This is a genomic window from Curtobacterium sp. ISL-83 (assembly GCF_018613895.1).
In the GTDB taxonomy this organism is placed as follows: domain Bacteria; phylum Actinomycetota; class Actinomycetes; order Actinomycetales; family Microbacteriaceae; genus Curtobacterium.
In genome coordinates this window covers 112,062-127,083 of sequence record NZ_JAGGPH010000003.1, presented here as the reverse complement: position 1 = coordinate 127,083, position 15,022 = coordinate 112,062, and the positions used below count along the sequence as shown (strand labels likewise).

Sequence of the window (15,022 nt, the reverse complement as noted above, 5' to 3'; positions counted from 1 at the left end):
GGGCGGGTCTGAGGGGCGCGGCGGGTGCTGGGGTCGGGGGCGGGTCCGTCAGCGGCGCGCTGGCCGCGCTCGCCAGACCACCAGCGCTCGCCCCGCGGCGACCGCGGCCAGGACGAACATGCCGACGGTCAGGAGGCTGTGGGCACCGAGCACCGCAGCGATCGTCCCGAGGACGACGAAGCCGACGACCCCCACGAGCGACGCGACGAGGTCGCGGCGCGCTCGGCCCTGCGCAGCCGATCGGTCGTCCGTCATGGTTGGACGGTAGCACCACGTCGTGTCCGCCGGGCTCGTCGCTCCCCGGCCCGACGCCGGGCGCTACCGTGTCGACATGGACGGTGGCGGGAACGTGCGCGGCGAACTCGACGAGGAACTCGATCGGCTCTTCGCCGCTCGTGACCGTGACGACATGGCGCCGACGATCGCTGCACTGCAGGCGCTGTACGAGGAACACCCGCGCGATGCCCGGGTGCTCTACGAGTTGGCCGGCGCGTACGACACCGCCGGTCGTGAGCCCACGGCGCTCGAGTTCTACGAACGTGCCATGCGCGAGGGCCTGCACGGCGACCTGCGGCGGCGCTGCTTCCTGCAGTACGGCAGCACGCTCCGGAACACCGGGCGCATCGCGGACTCGCTCGCGGTCTTCGCGGAGGGGCGTGCAGCGTTCCCCGACTCCGTCGCCCTCGGCGCCTTCGAGGCCCTGAGCCTGCAGGCCGACGGGCGTGCGACGGCGGCCGTCGCGAGCCTGCTGTCGCTGATCGCGGACCACGTCGACTCGGAGGACGTCAACCGGTACAAACCGGCGCTCCGTGGCAACGCCGAGTACCTGGCGACGCTCGACCGGTCGGCGTCGTCACCTCCGCAGCAGGCGACGCCGGGGTGATCACGGCGTCCCGCGTGCGGCCGGTCACGGCGGGGCAGCACGGACCAGCGGGCCGAAGTAGCCCCACAACCGGGGGGCTGACCGGGCGACGGCCGTCGCATAGCGTCCCCTGCAGGGCCTCACCGGCCCCCACTCTTCAGGGCTGAGTGGCACCGTACGAGCAGGGGAACGTCTACCACCATGCGTCATCGTCGTTCAGGGTTCGTTGCCGCATCCGTGTCCATCGTCATCCTCACCGGTACCGCGTTCGCCCTCCCGGCCAACGCGGCGACCGCGTCCACCGCAGCCGTTCGCGGGCACCTCGACGCCGTCACGCCGGTCCGGGGCGGCGTCACGGTCAGCGGGTGGGCAGCGGACAGCAGCACCACCGCATCGACCAAGGTCACCATCACCGTCAACGGTGCCGCGACGAGCATCGTCGCCTCCGCCGCGCGTCGGGACGTCGCGGCGGCGTACCCCTCGCTCGGAGCCGCGCACGGGTTCGCCACGACCATCAACGCCCCCGCCGGGCGGGACCAGGTGTGCGTCACGGCGTTCACCAAGGCGGGGACCAAGAGCGCCTCGCTGGGCTGCTCGACCGTCACCGTCCCGAACGCATCCCCGATCGGTGCGCTCGACACTGCCACGACCTCGGCGTCGAGCATCGCCCTCAGCGGGTGGGCGATCGATCCCGACACCGCCTCCCCCATCGCGGTGCAGGTCCGCGTTGACGGCGTCACCGTGCAGACCGTCACCGCCTCCGCCGCGCGACCCGACGTCGGCCGCGCGTACCCGTCGGCGGGACCGAACCACGGCTTCAGTGCCACGGTGCCGGCATCAGGCGGGAACCACAGCGTGTGCGTCGTCGGCGTGAACGTCGGCCGGGGCGGGAACACCGGCGTCGGCGGCTGCAAGACGGTGAGCGTCACCGCTCCCGGCGGCGCCCCGGCGCTCCCGCCGGTCAGCAGCGCCCCCGCTGGCGACACGTCGACGGCGCTCCCGACGGGTTCGGTCGCGTCCAACGGCCGCGTCTGGAAGCAGACCTACGCACAGGACTTCACCACCCCCGCCGCACTCGGACAGGTCGCCGCGAAGTACCCGTCGATGGGCGCCTACGACGGGTACTCCGACACGTCCGGGCAGGGCAAGTACAGCCCGAGCAAGGTCCTGAGCGTCGCGAACGGCAACCTGGACTTCTGGCTGCACTCCGAGAACGGGCAGCCGCTCGTCGCCGCGGTCCTGCCCGACGACTACGCCCCGCACACCACCGGCCGGGTCTCCATCCGGTACAAGACCACGAACACCGACGGGTACAAGTTCGTCGGCATGATGTGGCCCTCGAGCGACAACTGGAACGAGGGTGAGATCGACTGGCCCGAAGCGGACCTCGGTGGAACCCCCCGCCCCGCCTCCGCCGTCCCCGGGACCTTCTCGAACGGCGGCATGTCGTTCCAACCTTCCACGCAGATGTTCGCCGACTCCGACACGACCAGCTACCACGTCGCGACCACCGAGTGGGACAAGGGCATCGTCCGGTTCTACTGGGACGGGAAGCTCGTCGCATCCACGACGAAGGCCGTGCCGACCACGCCGTTCCGGGTCACTCTGCAGGCTGAGACGGCCATCGGCGAGGGCACCGTCCCCGCGTCGAGCAGCGGCCACGTGGACATCGACTGGATCTCCATCTGGGATTGAACTGTCGAGTGACGAAGGGCCACCCCGGCGGGGTGGCCCTTCGTGCATCGAGACGAGATTGCTGCTGCGAAAGCGATGTACCGCTTCTCCTCGGCTAATTTTGCAGAATGCGCCCTCGCTCCAGCACATCGCTGACCAGCACCATCCTGCTTGCCTGCGGGTTCGTCCTCACCGCGCTCGGAGGGTCGTCGAACGCGAACACGGCCGCGGGCGATCCGAACATCGGCGCGGGTGTCGTCTTCCTGTCGGGCGTCCTGCTCGGGTTCGCCGGACTCCTGACCTGGGCTGTGCAGGCAGCGATCGTGCTCACTCACGGTCGCCGATGACGGACGTGTGGGAGGGCTCGGCCGTTTCCTGACGCGGTCCGAGACGGCCACCTGTCCAGTTCGACCATCGATTGATCCACACAGAGCAGGTCAGCATGCCGGGCGTGCCCGGCCTTTTCCTCGATCCGTTTCCCGGCGTTGCAGGAGGAACACCACGGTGACAGCGGCGGCGATGCAGATCCCACCGTTGACCCAGATGGCAGTCGTGACACCGGCGAGGACCGCTTCGCCTTTCGGAGCGGTGCTCGCCAACGTGACCGCGGTGAAGACCGCGCTCATGATCGGTGTGCCCATCGTGATGCCGATTTGCTGACTCATGGTCGTGAGCCCGGTCGCGAGACCCTGCTCATCGTCGGGGAGTCCTGACGTCGCGGTGACCATGAAGCCGACGATGACGACCAGGTTCGCCACTCCCCCGATGAACGTCGCAACGAGGACCAACCAGATGGACGACGCGGCAGCGCCGATGAGGACCAGCGGAAGCGTCGCCGCTCCCTGCACGAGGAACCCGCCGACGATGGCGGCCTTGTTCCCGAAGCGTCCGATCACGCGGGGGCCGACGAGACCGCCGATGACAGTGCCGATGCCGAGCACCGCGAACGAGAGCCCTGCTTGGAGCGGGGTGTAAACGAGGACCTTCTGCAGGTAGAGCGTGAGCAGGAACACCAGGGACGTCTCTGTCACGAACGCGAGCATTCCGGCGAGGTTGCCCCAGGAGACGCTTGAGCGTCGGAGGATGCTCAGTGGGACGAGTGGGAACGCGGCACGTCGTTCGATGAATGCGAATGCCACGAAGAGCGCGACGGCGACCGCGAAGGAGCTCAGGACGACGGCATCGGTCCACGAGGTTTCAGCGGCGGTCGTGAGACCGAAGACCAACGCGAGGAGGCCAAGCGTCACCGTGATGGCTCCCGGAACGTCGAGGCGCGTCCGCTGGGCGGCGCGACTGTGCTTGAGGACCATCGGTGCCACAACGAGCACACCGATGGCGACGGGGACGTTGATCAGGAACGCCCACCGCCATGACAGCAGGTCAGTGAGTAGTCCACCGAGGATCGCACCGGTGGTGAACCCGGCAGCCATCAGCGAGCCGTTGAGCCCGAGCGCTTTGTCGCGCGCTTTGCCTTCCGGGAAGGCGCTCAGCAGGAGGGCGAGCGCCGCGGGGACGACGATGGCTGTCGCGAACCCCTGTGCGACACGGGCGACGAGCAGGAGCGTCGGGGTGGTGGCGAGACCACCAGCGAGGGACCCGGCTCCGAGCAGCACCATGCCGATCAGGAACATGCGGCGCCGGCCGACGATGTCTGCGACCCGTCCCATCAGGAGCGTGAACCCTGCAGCGCAGAGCGCGAATGCGGTTGCGATCCACTGCAGGTTCTCGAGCGCGAACCCGACATCGGCCCCGATGGTCGGCAGAGCGACGTTCAGGATCGAGAAGTCGACGGCGAGGGTGAAGCTCGCGGTGAGGAGGACGACCAGTGCGACGCGCTGCTTCGCGGTCATGACCGGTTCGGTCGGCGGTGCGGGCGTCGTCTGCTGTGCTGCTTGTTCCGTGGTCACGGTGACCCTTCCTTCGTTCGCGGGCGGATCGGATTCGCGGCGGTGATCGCCTGCAGCAACTGTTGCGACGCGACGAAGGAACAGCCACACCCCGCCGCGCCTGTCACTGCCAGTGACAGGACAGGACGGTCTAGGCGCCCCACAATGAGTGGATGAACGGTCCGAGCGAACTGGGGAACTTCCTTCGCGTCCGTCGCGCCGCCCTGCAGCCCGAAGACGTCGGGCTGCAGGGTTACGGTGTGCGTCGGGTACCGGGGCTTCGACGCGAGGAGTTGGCGATGCTCGCCGGCGTCAGCCCGACCTACTACTCACGGCTCGAACAGGGGCTGAGCACGAACGCTTCCGAGGCGGTGATCGCCTCAATCGCCCGCGCACTGAACTTGAATGCAGACGAACGCGCGCACCTCTTCAACCTCGCGCGCCCCGAGCATTCGACACCGAAGCGGAAGACGGCGTCGAAGCCCGACCACGCACGCGCAGGGACGATCCGGCTCATCACATCGCTCGCGGGGACACCTGCGGTGATCATCGGCAAGCGCAGCGAAGTCCTCGGATGGAATGCTCTCGGACATCGTCTCGTCGCCGGTCACCTCGACTTCGACAGCCCGGAGCGCATCGCTGACCGGCCGAACATGACCCGCCTGCTGTTCCTCGACGCGCACACCCGCGAGCTCTACACGCGGTGGCAGGAGGAAGCAGTCCGTGCGGTGTCATCACTCCGGGTCCTCGGCGGGAAGAGTCCGGAGGACGCCGAGCTGACTGCGCTCGTCGGCGAGCTGACGGTCAAGAGCCCGGAGTTCGGGAACCTGTGGGCGAAGCACCCGGTGAAGAACTGCGTGTCCGGGTCGAAGTCGTTCCAGCACCCGGAAGTCGGTGGATTCGACCTGGACTTCGAAGTGCTGACGCCGCCGGACGACTCCGGGCACCGGATGCTGATGTACACCGCGCGTCCGGGAACAGCTGCGGCCAGCGCGCTCGACCTCCTGGCCCGGAGCGGAGAAACCCGGACGCCACGCATCAGCGTCCAGTAGGCGATCACCGGTGCCTTCGGGGTTCGCTGGAGGGAGCGGGCGTTGCGCGTCGTCGACGCGGTGGTGGCGGCGTACATCTGCATCGCGGTGTGCGCCGGTCTCAACCCGACGCACACGATGGTCGGCTGATCGGGCACGTCGTGTGCGCTGTTCAGGAGCGGATGCTGCCGACGACACCGCGGTCGTTGCAGTTCGCGACGGCAGCCGCCGGGATGTCGGCACGCGGGACTCGGTGACTGAACCCGACGGCGGCGATGACGGCGCCGACGAGGAACAGCCCGGCGGTCACCACGAGGGCCCGGTGGAGGCCGGCCGTGTCCACGACAGGACCGGTGACGGTGCTGAGGAACGCGATCGCGAGGAGCCCTGCGATCCGAGCGACCGCGTTGTTGACGGCAGACGCGACACCCGCTCGCTCCACGGGCACCGCGGAGAGCACCGCAGTCGTCAGCGGTGAGACGGTGGTGGCCAATCCGATGCCGTACACGAGCAGCCCCGGCAGCAGCTGCCACCAGAACTGCACGGGAGGCCGCGCACCGAGCATGAGGAGGAAGCCGCCGGCGGCGATGGTGCAGCCCGCTGCGACGAACCAGCGAGAGCCGTGACGGCCGGCGGCGGCACCGATCCGGCGCGAGAGGAACAGCGAGACGACCGCGACCGGCAGCGTTGCGAGGCCCGCGAGGGTCGCCGGGTAGTGCGCAGTTTCCTGCAGGTACAACACCAGCACGAGCAGCCCGAGCGAGATCCCGGCGTAGATCACCGCGGTCACCAGGTTCCCGTACCGGAAGTCCCGGTCCCGGAAGAGCCCGAGCGGCAACAAGGGCGCCGGCGCACGGCGCTCCCACCACAGGAACGCTCCGAGACTGACGATGCCCACGCAGAGCGGCACGATCACGAGTGGCTGCAGCCACCCCGACCCGCCCTGCTCGATGAGAGCGAAGACCGAGCCGGAGAGTCCGACGGCGACAAGCGCAGCCCCCGGCACGTCGATCCTCCGCGTTCGTCCGCCGGTCGCGTCGCGGGCACCACGGAGGAGGACGAGGGCCACGACGATCGGCACCACGTTGATCGCGAACACCGCACGCCATCCGACGGTGTCGACGAGGCCTCCGCCCAGGAGCGGCCCGACGACGAACGCGGTGCTCGTCCACGCGGTCCACGCACCGATCGCCTTTCCCCGCTCGTCGCCGGGGAACGCCGCTGTGATCAGCGCCAGCGACGTCGGGACGAGCAACGCCGCTCCGACGCCCTGGACCGCGCGGGCACCGATGAGCAGTCCGGCGCTGGGCGCGAGCGCGCACGCCACGGATGCCAGGCCGAACACGCACAACCCGATACGGAGGACGGCGACCCGGCCCAGGGAGTCGGCCAGGGAGCCGGTCAGCAGGATGAGGGAACCGAGCGTGAGGAGGTACCCGTCGAGCACCCACTGCTGGGTCCCGACCTCGCCGCCCAGTTCGGCGGCGATGGCCGGCAGTGCGACGTTGACGATCGAGCCGTCCAGGAAGGCGATGAACGACGCGAGGATGGCCACGGCGAGCGCCGTCCGTCGGCTGGGCATTGACGCGCTCCTCCCAGGGGTCAGCTCGCGTCGACGGCTGTCGGCGCGCTGTGGAGGTCCTTCGATGCCAACCACTCGAGGGTCGCGTCCGCGACCTCGCGCCAGCCGGAGTCGATCGTGAGGGAGTGCCCGCGTCCCTCGAACTCCCGGTACTCGGTCACGGACTCCTGGTTGTCGGCGTACAGACGGTGGACAGCCTGGGTCACGGACTTCGGGACGGTGTGGTCCTCGGTGCCGGACATGAGGAGGAGCGGCCCGCGCACGGCGGAGTGGGTGTCGACCGTCGCCGGCGAGTTCCGGACGAAGTTCGCGGTCGCGTCCTCGAACAAGGGGCGTCCCGGGCCGGGGATCGTCCACGCCGCGTGGAGGGCGTCAGACTCAGCCTCGCTGATGGCGTTCCCGAATCCGTACCGGAACTGACTCGCCGTCAAGGACACCGTCCGGTGCTTGTTCGCCGGGTTCCCGAGCACCGGCAGGCCAGAGCGGAGCTGCGAGAACGGCAGGCTCTTGACTCCCTTGATCGGGGCTGGGTCGATCGCGACCGCAGCGGTTGCGAACCCGTTCGCGAGGAGCTCTTGGGCGATGAGGCCGCCGAAGGAGTGTCCGACGACGATCGGCTTGGCGGTGAGCGTCTCGATGTGGTCCGCGTAGTGGCGACAGATCGCTTCGATGCCGACGTCGTTGAGCCGATCGGCATCCGCTCGGGTGGCCTCGACCGTGTCGGAGTCGCCTGGCCACCCCGGCGCGCTCGCTTCGTACCCGTGTTCGGCGAACAGGTCGATCCACGGTTGCCACGCTGTGGCGTGGATCCAGAGGCCGTGGATGAAGACGACGGGTGTCTTGGGCATGAGTGCTCCTGCTGGTGGGTTCGAGTTCCGTCCGGGTCCGAACGGTCAGAGTTCCTTGGTGAGTCCGCCGTCGATGAGGAAGTCCGCGCCGGTGACGTTGCCCGCCCGCGCGCTGGCGAGGAGGAGGACGAGGTCGGCGACCTCCTCCGGTTCGGTGAACCGGCCGGTGGAGGGACCTCCCGCGACGGCCTGCTCGCGCACCTCCTCGGGCGACACCCCGGTCGCAGCAGCGATGGTCTCGGCGACACCGCCCTTGCCGAGCCACAGCGGCGTCGACACCGGCCCTGGGCTGATCGTGTTGAACCGGAGTCCCTGCGGTCCGTACTCCTTGGACAACGACTTGGACAGGTTCCACACGGCCGCCTTCGTGGCGGCGTAGTCCACGACCCCGGGGTCCGGCAGGTAGGCGTTGACGGAGGCGATCGTCACGACGTTCCCCGCACCGCGCTCGAGCAGGAACGGCACCGCAGCGCGGGTGGTCCGCACCATCGCCATGAGCGTGAGCCCGAGCGTCCGGGACCAGTCCTCGTCGGTGACGGCGAGGAAGCCGGCGGTGCGCGGAGTGACCGCGCCCACGTTGTTGACGAGGATGTCGAGTCCGCCGAACCGCTCACAGTGACCGACGAGTGCAGCAGGTCCTCTTGCCTCCGAGAGGTCGACGGAGACGGCCAGCACCTGGCCGGAGTCGGCGAGCGCGACGAGTTCGTCCGTGATGGTGCGTGCCCCCGCGACGACGCGGACGCCTTCGTCCACGAGCGCTCTCGTGACAGCGAGTCCGATCCCCTTGCTCGCGCCGGTGACGACGGCGACCTTGCCGCTCAGGTTGAGTTCCATGGCGCGAACGTAGCGCTGTGGTGGAGACCGCAGCCTGGCCCCGCCACTACCACCGAGGGGCGTCGGCCGGGTCAGCTCGCCGGGAGGAGGCTCGACAGCGCCGCGGCACTCGGGGTGCCCGGCTCGGCATGGTAGGTCCAGATCGTGTGCCCGTCCGTGTCGGGGACGGGCAACCGGACGAAGCGGAGCACGAGTCGCCCTGCCCTCGGATGGCGGAGCACGTGCACCCCCGCCGTCGAGGAGGTGACGTCGTTCCGCTCCCACGCTTCGCGGAAGGACGTGCTCGCGGCGGAGAGCTCGGCCACCAGTGCGGCGAGGCGCGCGTCGCCCGCCCGGTGACCGATCATCGAGCGCAGTAGTGCGGTGGACCGAGCGCTCAGCCCCTCCCAGTCCTCGTGGAAGGCCCGGTCGGCGGGGTCGGTGAGGAGCGAGACGAGGTTGTTCACACCGACCCGGTAGTTGGGGCTGAGCTCCCGGGCCAGGGCGTTGGTCGCGAGGACGTCCAGGTACCGGTTGTGCACCACCGCCGCGGTGCCCGTCCACGAGTCGATGAGCGTCTGCACGTCGCCGTCGGCCGCACCCCCGGCTCGCACCGGGACCAGCTCGGCGGCGTGGACGAGGTCCCACAGGTACGCGGTCGACGGCCCGTCGAGCTGCAGCGCCCGGGCGAGCGCGCGGAGTACCTGGTCGGACGGATGCGTCTCACGCCCCTGCTCGAGCCGGAGGTAGTACTCGGTGCTGATGCCCGCGAGGATCGCGACCTCCTCTCGACGCAGCCCCTGGACGCGCCGGACTTCCTGCCCGACGGGGATGCCGACGTCCCCGGGACGGACCAGGCCGCGGCGGATGCGGAGGTACTCGCCGAGCCCGTTCGGATTCCCCATGGGGCATGTCTACGACACCCCGTGTCAGCGGTCCACCCCTGTGACGTCCGGAACACCGGTCCGAGCAGGGACCTCTACTGCGCTGTCAACCTGATGGTGGCTTCCCGAGCAGCTTCGAGCACGTCGTCGTCCGATGCGGCAGTTCCCTGGGCAGCGAAGAGGGCAGCGCTCACGGTGTCGAAGGCCATCTGCGCGCGGAGCCGCTCAGCTCGCGATGTCCCGTGTGGCAGCACTCGGTCGACGACGGCATCGAACCACGACCGACGGTCGTCCCCTTCGGCGGCCAGTTTCTGCATGATCGGCCGGTTGGCGTGGGCGAACCGCATGCCCTGCACGCGTTCGCGGCCAGTGGACTCGACCCACCGCAGCGCGGCCCGTCGCAGGAGATCCGAGCCGGGTTCCTGCTCGTCGACCCACGCGATCAGCTCGTCGATCTCGTTCCGTCGACCGTCGAGGAGAGCCCGGACGATCGCTTCCTTGTTGGCGAAGTGGTAGTACAACGACGATTTCGTGATGCCGAGGGCCTCGGCGAGGTCCCGGATCGAGGTGCCCTCGTACCCGCGCTCCGTGAACTGCTCGAGGGCTGTGCGGAGGATCTCCGCCCTCGTCTCGTTTCCGCTCCTCCGCGAGGTCGTGTCGGCCATGCGACGACTCTACTTGCCGAACGATCGTTCGGTAAGTAGAGTCTCGTTTACCGAACGATCGTTCGGTAAGTACAGATCGGAGCCACTCATGACCCACTTCAGAACCAACCCAACGATCGCCGTCGTCGGAGCAGGCCCCGGCGGCCTGCTCGCCGCCCGCGTCCTCCAACTCGGCGGCCTGTCCGTGACGGTGTACGACGCCGATGCCTCACTCGACGCCCGCGACCAGGGCGGGACGCTCGACCTGCACGCGGACAGCGGACAGATCGCGATCGAGGACGCGCGGTTGACGCGGGAGTTCGCGGCACTGGCTCGACCCGAGGGACAGGCGCATCGCCTGCTCGACCCTGCGGGCACCGTCCTGGCCGAGCAGGCCCCCGACGCCGGGGAGACGGCGGCGCCGGAGATCGACCGCGCCCAGCTGCGACGGATGCTGGCCGAGTCCCTCCTCCCGGGCACGATCCGCTGGGGCGCCCGGGTCGCCGCGGTCGAAGCCGGCGTCATCACCTTCGAGGACGGCGCGACCGACTCGGCCGACCTCGTCATCGGCGCGGACGGAGCATGGTCCCGCGTCCGGGCCGCACTCACGGATGCCGTCCCGGCGTACACCGGCGTCACGTTCGTCGACGCGCTGTTCACACGCGTGTCCGAACAGCACCCCGAGATCGCGGCGCTCGTCGGCGACGGACACATGTGGGCGAACGGTGACGGCCGAACGCTCGTGCTTCAGCGCAACAGCGGCGACGTCGTCCGCGGGTACATCTCGATGCGCGCCGAGCTCGACTGGCTCGCATCCGCCGGCCTCGGGATCGCCGACGGCCGCGGCGGGGTGGTGGACGCGAACGGAACGCAGACGACCGACACGGATCGCGTCCGTCAGGCGCTCCGCGAACGCTTCGCAGACTTCTCCCCCACCCTCCTCCGCATCATCGACGAGAGCGAGGGCACGCTGCCGAACCGGCCGATCTTCGCCCTCCCGACACCGACCGAATGGCAACACCGAGACGGCATCACACTCCTCGGCGACGCCGCACACGTGATGTCACCCTTCGGAGGCAACGGCGTCAACCTCGCACTCCTCGACGGTGCGGAGCTCGCCCGGGCCGTTCTCTCCGCAGTCGACGAAGGAACACCCCTCGGAGATGCGGTGCACGAGTACGAGGCGCGGATGGTGTCCCGGGGCGCCCGGATCGGACAAGCCGCCAATGCCGCGATCGTCGAGCACTACGCTGTCGGCGGCCCGGACATCGACGCGATCCCGGACTTCGATGTGGAAGCACAGCGCTGGCGGGAGGACGCCGCGGCGTACCGCGCGCGCGAGCAGCAGTGATCTCGACCACCCGCGGAGGCGGATCGACGGCCACGGTGGAACCATTGCGCGAACCCCACGGTTCATTGCGCGCTCCGAACCACGACGCAGGAATACGCCGTGACGGGCAAGAATGCGTCTGCGGCATTTCATTAGGCTCCTAGAAGGATCTGGCTTCCACGCCCGATCCCTTCCGCGGCTTCCGCCGCCGGCCCAATGACGGGAGGTTCGACATGTCTCAGTTCGTCCAGAAGTTCACGCAGGACGCCATCGTCGGAGAACCCGAGGTCGTCGAGGACGTCCGCTCGGTGCGCGAGGTCGCCCAGCACCCCGCATGGCTCCGCCTGAAGCAGGCCGTCGTCGCGCTGCGGCCGCTGCAGACACAGGACGGCTCCGTCCCGGATGCGTCCGACCACCCGGCCGCGGGGGAACACGTCGCCACGATCGTCCCCGCGATCGCCGAACTCGCGCCGTTCTTCCCGCACGATGCGGCGTTCCTCGACGCCGTGCAGCGCGACTTCGAGCGATGGGCAGCGGAGGGGTTCGGGGTGCCGGACTTCCTCGACTCGCTGAACGAGTTCCAGCCGCAGCAGCACCGCGTCGACGGGCTCGGGCACCTGGTCGTCTTCCCGATGTACACGCAGAACGGCAGCTCCGACCGCCTGGTCGAGGCCGTCCTCGTCGAGGTCATCTGGCCGGAGTTCATCGCTGCGCTCGAGGCTGGCGACTACGGCAACAAGCTGTTCGTCGCGCTGCGGTTCGTCGACTTCACGCCCGGCTACGACACGAACTCGGCGGTGCTGTTCCCCGAGACGGTGGCGATGCGCGAGATCCCGTCGTTCACGTGGGGCGCGATCTTCCAGGACCGCGAAGCAGCCAGGTACCGCCGGGTCGTCCGCGCAGCCGCGGAGATCACGAAGCTCGAGCTCCCGGACGACGCGGCCGCGATGCTCGACGACCAACAGCTCACCGAGCGGGTCTTCGTGATGTGGGACATCATCCACGACCGCTCGCACATGCGCGGTGACCTGCCGTTCGACCCGTTCATGATCAAGCAGCGGATGCCGTACTTCCTGTACTCGCTCGAGGAGCTGCGGTGCGACCTCACCGCGTTCCGCGAGTCGGTGCGCCTGGAACGCACACTGTCGGCGATGCCCGATCCCGAGCTGTCGGAGGCGCAGCGGTCGATCCGCGACCACGCGCGACTCGTGCAGTACGCGGTGATCTTCGACCGCATCTTCCGCTTCGCGATCACCGGCAGCCGCGTTCGGAACTACGACGGGCTCGGCGGCCAGCTGCTGTTCGCGTGGATGCACCAGCACGGTGTCCTGCACTGGACCGACACGCAGCTCACGATCGACTGGGACGAGGTGCCGGACGTCGTCATCGCGCTGAGCGATGCGATCAACGACCTCTACTGGCGCTCCATCGACCGGCCGAAGGCCGCGCACTGGCTGGCCGCCTACGAGATGGTGAGCCGGACGCTCACGCCGCACCCAGCCTCCAGTTGGGCGCGTGGTCTGCCTGGGGAGACGCTCGCCGGGCCGCCGAAGGGCTACACCGATGCGGTGCTGGACGACGAGTTCCCGCTGTCGATGTTCTACGAGGCGCTCAACAAGAAGATGGCGAAGGTCATCGAGTCGACGGCCGGCATCACCGGCCTGAGTGGCATGGCCGAACCGGCCGGCGTGGCCGCGTGACCGCGAACGGACCACTCGTGGGCCGACTGGTGCTGGTCGCTGGTGCGACCAGCGCCAGCGGCGAGGCCGTCGCGCGAGCCCTGACGGCGGCCGGAGCGGCGGTGATCGCAGTGGGCACCAGGGCAGACGCACTGGAGGCACTCCGCGCGTCGGTCCCGGGCGTCACCACACGCACGTGCGACCTCTCCGACCGCGATGCGGTCGCCGCCCTGGCAGCGCAGATCCGCCAGGAGTCGGGCCGCGTCGACGGACTGGTGCACCTGGTGGGCGGCTGGCGCGGGGGCGGGGGCCTGGCGGGACAGTCGGACGAGGACTGGGACTTCTTCGACCGCGCCTTCCGCACGCTACGGAACACCACGCGGGAGTTCTTCGACGACCTCGTCGCCTCCCCCGCCGGCCGACTCGCGATCGTGTCGTCCACCGCCGTCGCCTCCCCCCCGGCCGGAGGTGCGAACTACGCAGCCGCGAAGGCCGCGGCCGACGCCTGGGTCCGGGCGATCGCCCAGGGGTTCCGGAAGTCCGCTCCGCAGGCGGCCGCCGCGATCTTCGTCGTGCAGACGCTCGCGGGCCTCGAAGCGCGCCTCGGTGACGAGGTCGTCCGCCTCTGGGACACCGAGCCGGCCGCGGTGAACGGCGCCCGGATCCCGCTCGAACCCTCCGAACCTAGGATGAAGCAGTGACCCTCCAACTCCACGACCTGGACCTGCGGGGCTTCGCCTCCGACAACTACGCCGGGGTGCACCCCGAGATCCTCGACGCGATCGCGGCCGCGAACAACGGCCACCAGATCGCCTACGGCGAGGACGTCTACACGGCACGCGTCCACGAGGTCTTCCGCGAGCACTTCGGCGAGCAGGCGCAGGTGTTCCCGGTGTTCAACGGCACCGGCGCGAACGTCGTCGGGCTGCAGTCGATGCTGCCGCGCTGGGGAGCCGTAGTCTGCACCTCGACCGCCCACATCCACACCGACGAGGCCGGCGCTCCGGAGCGCGTCGCCGGCATCAAGCTGCTGACGGTCGAGACGCCGGACGGCAAGCTGACGCCGGAGCTCATCGACCGCGAAGCCTGGGGCTGGGGCGACGAGCACCGTCCGCAGCCGCTGGCCGTGTCGATCACGCAGACCACCGAGCTCGGGACCGCGTACACGGTCGACGAGATCCGGGCGATCGCGGACCACGTCCACCCGCTCGGCATGAAGCTGCACATGGACGGCGCGCGCATCTCGAACGCCGCCGCGTCGCTCGGTGTGCCGCTGCGCGAGTTCACCACCGATGCCGGCGTCGACGTGCTGAGCTTCGGCGGCACCAAGAACGGGATGCTCTACGGCGAGGCGATCGTGGTCCTGAACCCGGACGCGTCGGAGGGTCTGCACTACCTCCGCAAGCTCAACATGCAGCTCTCGTCGAAGATGCGGTTCGTCTCGGCACAGCTCATCGCGCTGCTCACCGACGACCTGTACCTGCGCTCCGCCGGCCACGCGAACGCGATGGCAGCTCGCCTCCGGAGCGCGCTCGAGGCTGGCGTCGCGGACGGCACGATCCGTGGCGTCGGGTTCAGCCAGGAGACCCAGGCGAACGGCGTCTTCGCGACCCTGCCCGCCGGTGTCGCCGACCGCCTCCGGAAGCACTTCCGCTTCTACGACTGGGACGCCAGCCGCAACGAGGTGCGCTGGATGTGCTCGTTCGACACCTCGGAGCAGGACATCGACGACTTCGTGGCGGCGCTCGCGTCGGAGATCGACGCCGAGCTCGGGGTCACCCAGTAGTCG

At 69.5% G+C, this 15,022-nt stretch carries 15 protein-coding genes; 8 read left to right on the top strand and 7 right to left on the bottom strand.

Annotation, left to right across the window (positions count from 1 at the left end):
- Positions 1–48 precede the first annotated feature (48 nt).
- On the bottom strand, positions 49–255 hold the full coding sequence (locus J7E22_RS02080) for a hypothetical protein (protein WP_214978407.1): 207 nt from the start codon (positions 253–255) through the stop codon (positions 49–51).
- A gap of 22 nt (positions 256–277) precedes the next feature.
- Between J7E22_RS02080 and J7E22_RS02075 the strand changes: the two genes are divergently transcribed.
- The 3 genes from J7E22_RS02075 (at position 278) to J7E22_RS02065 (ending at position 2,883) form a co-directional block, all read left to right on the top strand.
- Complete coding sequence (locus J7E22_RS02075) at positions 278–883, top strand: tetratricopeptide repeat protein (RefSeq protein ID WP_308159110.1); 606 nt, start codon at positions 278–280, stop codon at positions 881–883.
- A gap of 216 nt (positions 884–1,099) precedes the next feature.
- Positions 1,100–2,557 (top strand): glycoside hydrolase family 16 protein, encoded by a 1,458-nt coding sequence (locus J7E22_RS18080; protein ID WP_214978405.1) that lies wholly within the window; start codon positions 1,100–1,102, stop codon positions 2,555–2,557.
- Between the two features lie 107 nt (positions 2,558–2,664).
- On the top strand, positions 2,665–2,883 hold the full coding sequence (locus tag J7E22_RS02065; protein ID WP_214978403.1) for a hypothetical protein: 219 nt from the start codon (positions 2,665–2,667) through the stop codon (positions 2,881–2,883).
- A 90-nt stretch (positions 2,884–2,973) separates the two neighbouring features.
- Here J7E22_RS02065 and J7E22_RS02060 read toward each other — a convergent pair whose 3' ends face one another.
- Complete coding sequence (locus J7E22_RS02060; protein WP_214978753.1) at positions 2,974–4,386, bottom strand: MFS transporter; 1,413 nt, start codon at positions 4,384–4,386, stop codon at positions 2,974–2,976.
- Positions 4,387–4,595: 209 nt separating this feature from the next.
- Between J7E22_RS02060 and J7E22_RS02055 the strand changes: the two genes are divergently transcribed.
- On the top strand, positions 4,596–5,474 hold the full coding sequence (locus tag J7E22_RS02055) for a helix-turn-helix transcriptional regulator (protein WP_214978400.1): 879 nt from the start codon (positions 4,596–4,598) through the stop codon (positions 5,472–5,474).
- A gap of 151 nt (positions 5,475–5,625) precedes the next feature.
- On the opposite strand, the gene J7E22_RS02050 is transcribed toward J7E22_RS02055, so the two are convergent.
- The 5 genes from J7E22_RS02050 to J7E22_RS02030 form a co-directional block, all read right to left on the bottom strand.
- The gene (locus J7E22_RS02050; RefSeq protein WP_214978398.1) at positions 5,626–7,035 is read right to left on the bottom strand and encodes an MFS transporter; all 1,410 of its coding nucleotides are present in this window, start codon (positions 7,033–7,035) and stop codon (positions 5,626–5,628) included.
- A 20-nt stretch (positions 7,036–7,055) separates the two neighbouring features.
- Complete coding sequence (locus J7E22_RS02045; protein ID WP_214978396.1) at positions 7,056–7,883, bottom strand: alpha/beta hydrolase; 828 nt, start codon at positions 7,881–7,883, stop codon at positions 7,056–7,058.
- A 45-nt stretch (positions 7,884–7,928) separates the two neighbouring features.
- A complete protein-coding gene (locus tag J7E22_RS02040) occupies positions 7,929–8,717 on the bottom strand; it encodes an SDR family NAD(P)-dependent oxidoreductase (protein ID WP_214978394.1) in 789 nt (262 codons plus the stop codon).
- A gap of 71 nt (positions 8,718–8,788) precedes the next feature.
- Positions 8,789–9,601: a helix-turn-helix domain-containing protein gene (locus J7E22_RS02035; protein WP_214978392.1), complete on the bottom strand. Its 813-nt coding sequence runs from the start codon at positions 9,599–9,601 to the stop codon at positions 8,789–8,791.
- Positions 9,602–9,675: 74 nt separating this feature from the next.
- A complete protein-coding gene (locus J7E22_RS02030) occupies positions 9,676–10,245 on the bottom strand; it encodes a TetR/AcrR family transcriptional regulator (RefSeq protein WP_214978390.1) in 570 nt (189 codons plus the stop codon).
- 88 nt (positions 10,246–10,333) lie between these two features.
- Here J7E22_RS02030 and J7E22_RS02025 point away from each other — a divergent pair, with 88 nt between their 5' ends.
- The 4 genes from J7E22_RS02025 to J7E22_RS02010 all read left to right on the top strand — a co-directional run bounded on the left by J7E22_RS02025 (position 10,334) and on the right by J7E22_RS02010 (position 15,019).
- Positions 10,334–11,575 (top strand): NAD(P)/FAD-dependent oxidoreductase, encoded by a 1,242-nt coding sequence (locus J7E22_RS02025; protein WP_214978388.1) that lies wholly within the window; start codon positions 10,334–10,336, stop codon positions 11,573–11,575.
- A 212-nt stretch (positions 11,576–11,787) separates the two neighbouring features.
- Positions 11,788–13,254 (top strand): DUF6421 family protein, encoded by a 1,467-nt coding sequence (locus tag J7E22_RS02020; RefSeq protein ID WP_214978387.1) that lies wholly within the window; start codon positions 11,788–11,790, stop codon positions 13,252–13,254.
- Complete coding sequence (locus tag J7E22_RS02015; protein ID WP_308159109.1) at positions 13,251–13,934, top strand: SDR family NAD(P)-dependent oxidoreductase; 684 nt, start codon at positions 13,251–13,253, stop codon at positions 13,932–13,934. Before J7E22_RS02020 ends, J7E22_RS02015 begins: the two co-directional genes overlap by 4 nt.
- Complete coding sequence (locus tag J7E22_RS02010; protein ID WP_214978385.1) at positions 13,931–15,019, top strand: low specificity L-threonine aldolase; 1,089 nt, start codon at positions 13,931–13,933, stop codon at positions 15,017–15,019. Before J7E22_RS02015 ends, J7E22_RS02010 begins: the two co-directional genes overlap by 4 nt.
- Positions 15,020–15,022 lie beyond the last annotated feature (3 nt).

What these genes read in the sequence shown, in the direction of transcription:
- J7E22_RS02080 (WP_214978407.1), bottom strand. Translation starts at nt 255, where the DNA reads ATGACGGACGACCGATCGGCTGCGCAGGGCCGAGCGCGCCGCGACCTC.
- J7E22_RS02065 (WP_214978403.1), top strand. Translation starts at nt 2,665, where the DNA reads ATGCGCCCTCGCTCCAGCACATCGCTGACCAGCACCATCCTGCTTGCC.
- J7E22_RS02060 (WP_214978753.1), bottom strand. Translation starts at nt 4,386, where the DNA reads ATGACCGCGAAGCAGCGCGTCGCACTGGTCGTCCTCCTCACCGCGAGC.
- J7E22_RS02055 (WP_214978400.1), top strand. Translation starts at nt 4,596, where the DNA reads ATGAACGGTCCGAGCGAACTGGGGAACTTCCTTCGCGTCCGTCGCGCC.
- J7E22_RS02050 (WP_214978398.1), bottom strand. Translation starts at nt 7,035, where the DNA reads ATGCCCAGCCGACGGACGGCGCTCGCCGTGGCCATCCTCGCGTCGTTC.
- J7E22_RS02045 (WP_214978396.1), bottom strand. Translation starts at nt 7,883, where the DNA reads ATGCCCAAGACACCCGTCGTCTTCATCCACGGCCTCTGGATCCACGCC.
- J7E22_RS02040 (WP_214978394.1), bottom strand. Translation starts at nt 8,717, where the DNA reads ATGGAACTCAACCTGAGCGGCAAGGTCGCCGTCGTCACCGGCGCGAGC.
- J7E22_RS02035 (WP_214978392.1), bottom strand. Translation starts at nt 9,601, where the DNA reads ATGGGGAATCCGAACGGGCTCGGCGAGTACCTCCGCATCCGCCGCGGC.
- J7E22_RS02030 (WP_214978390.1), bottom strand. Translation starts at nt 10,245, where the DNA reads ATGGCCGACACGACCTCGCGGAGGAGCGGAAACGAGACGAGGGCGGAG.
- J7E22_RS02025 (WP_214978388.1), top strand. Translation starts at nt 10,334, where the DNA reads ATGACCCACTTCAGAACCAACCCAACGATCGCCGTCGTCGGAGCAGGC.
- J7E22_RS02020 (WP_214978387.1), top strand. Translation starts at nt 11,788, where the DNA reads ATGTCTCAGTTCGTCCAGAAGTTCACGCAGGACGCCATCGTCGGAGAA.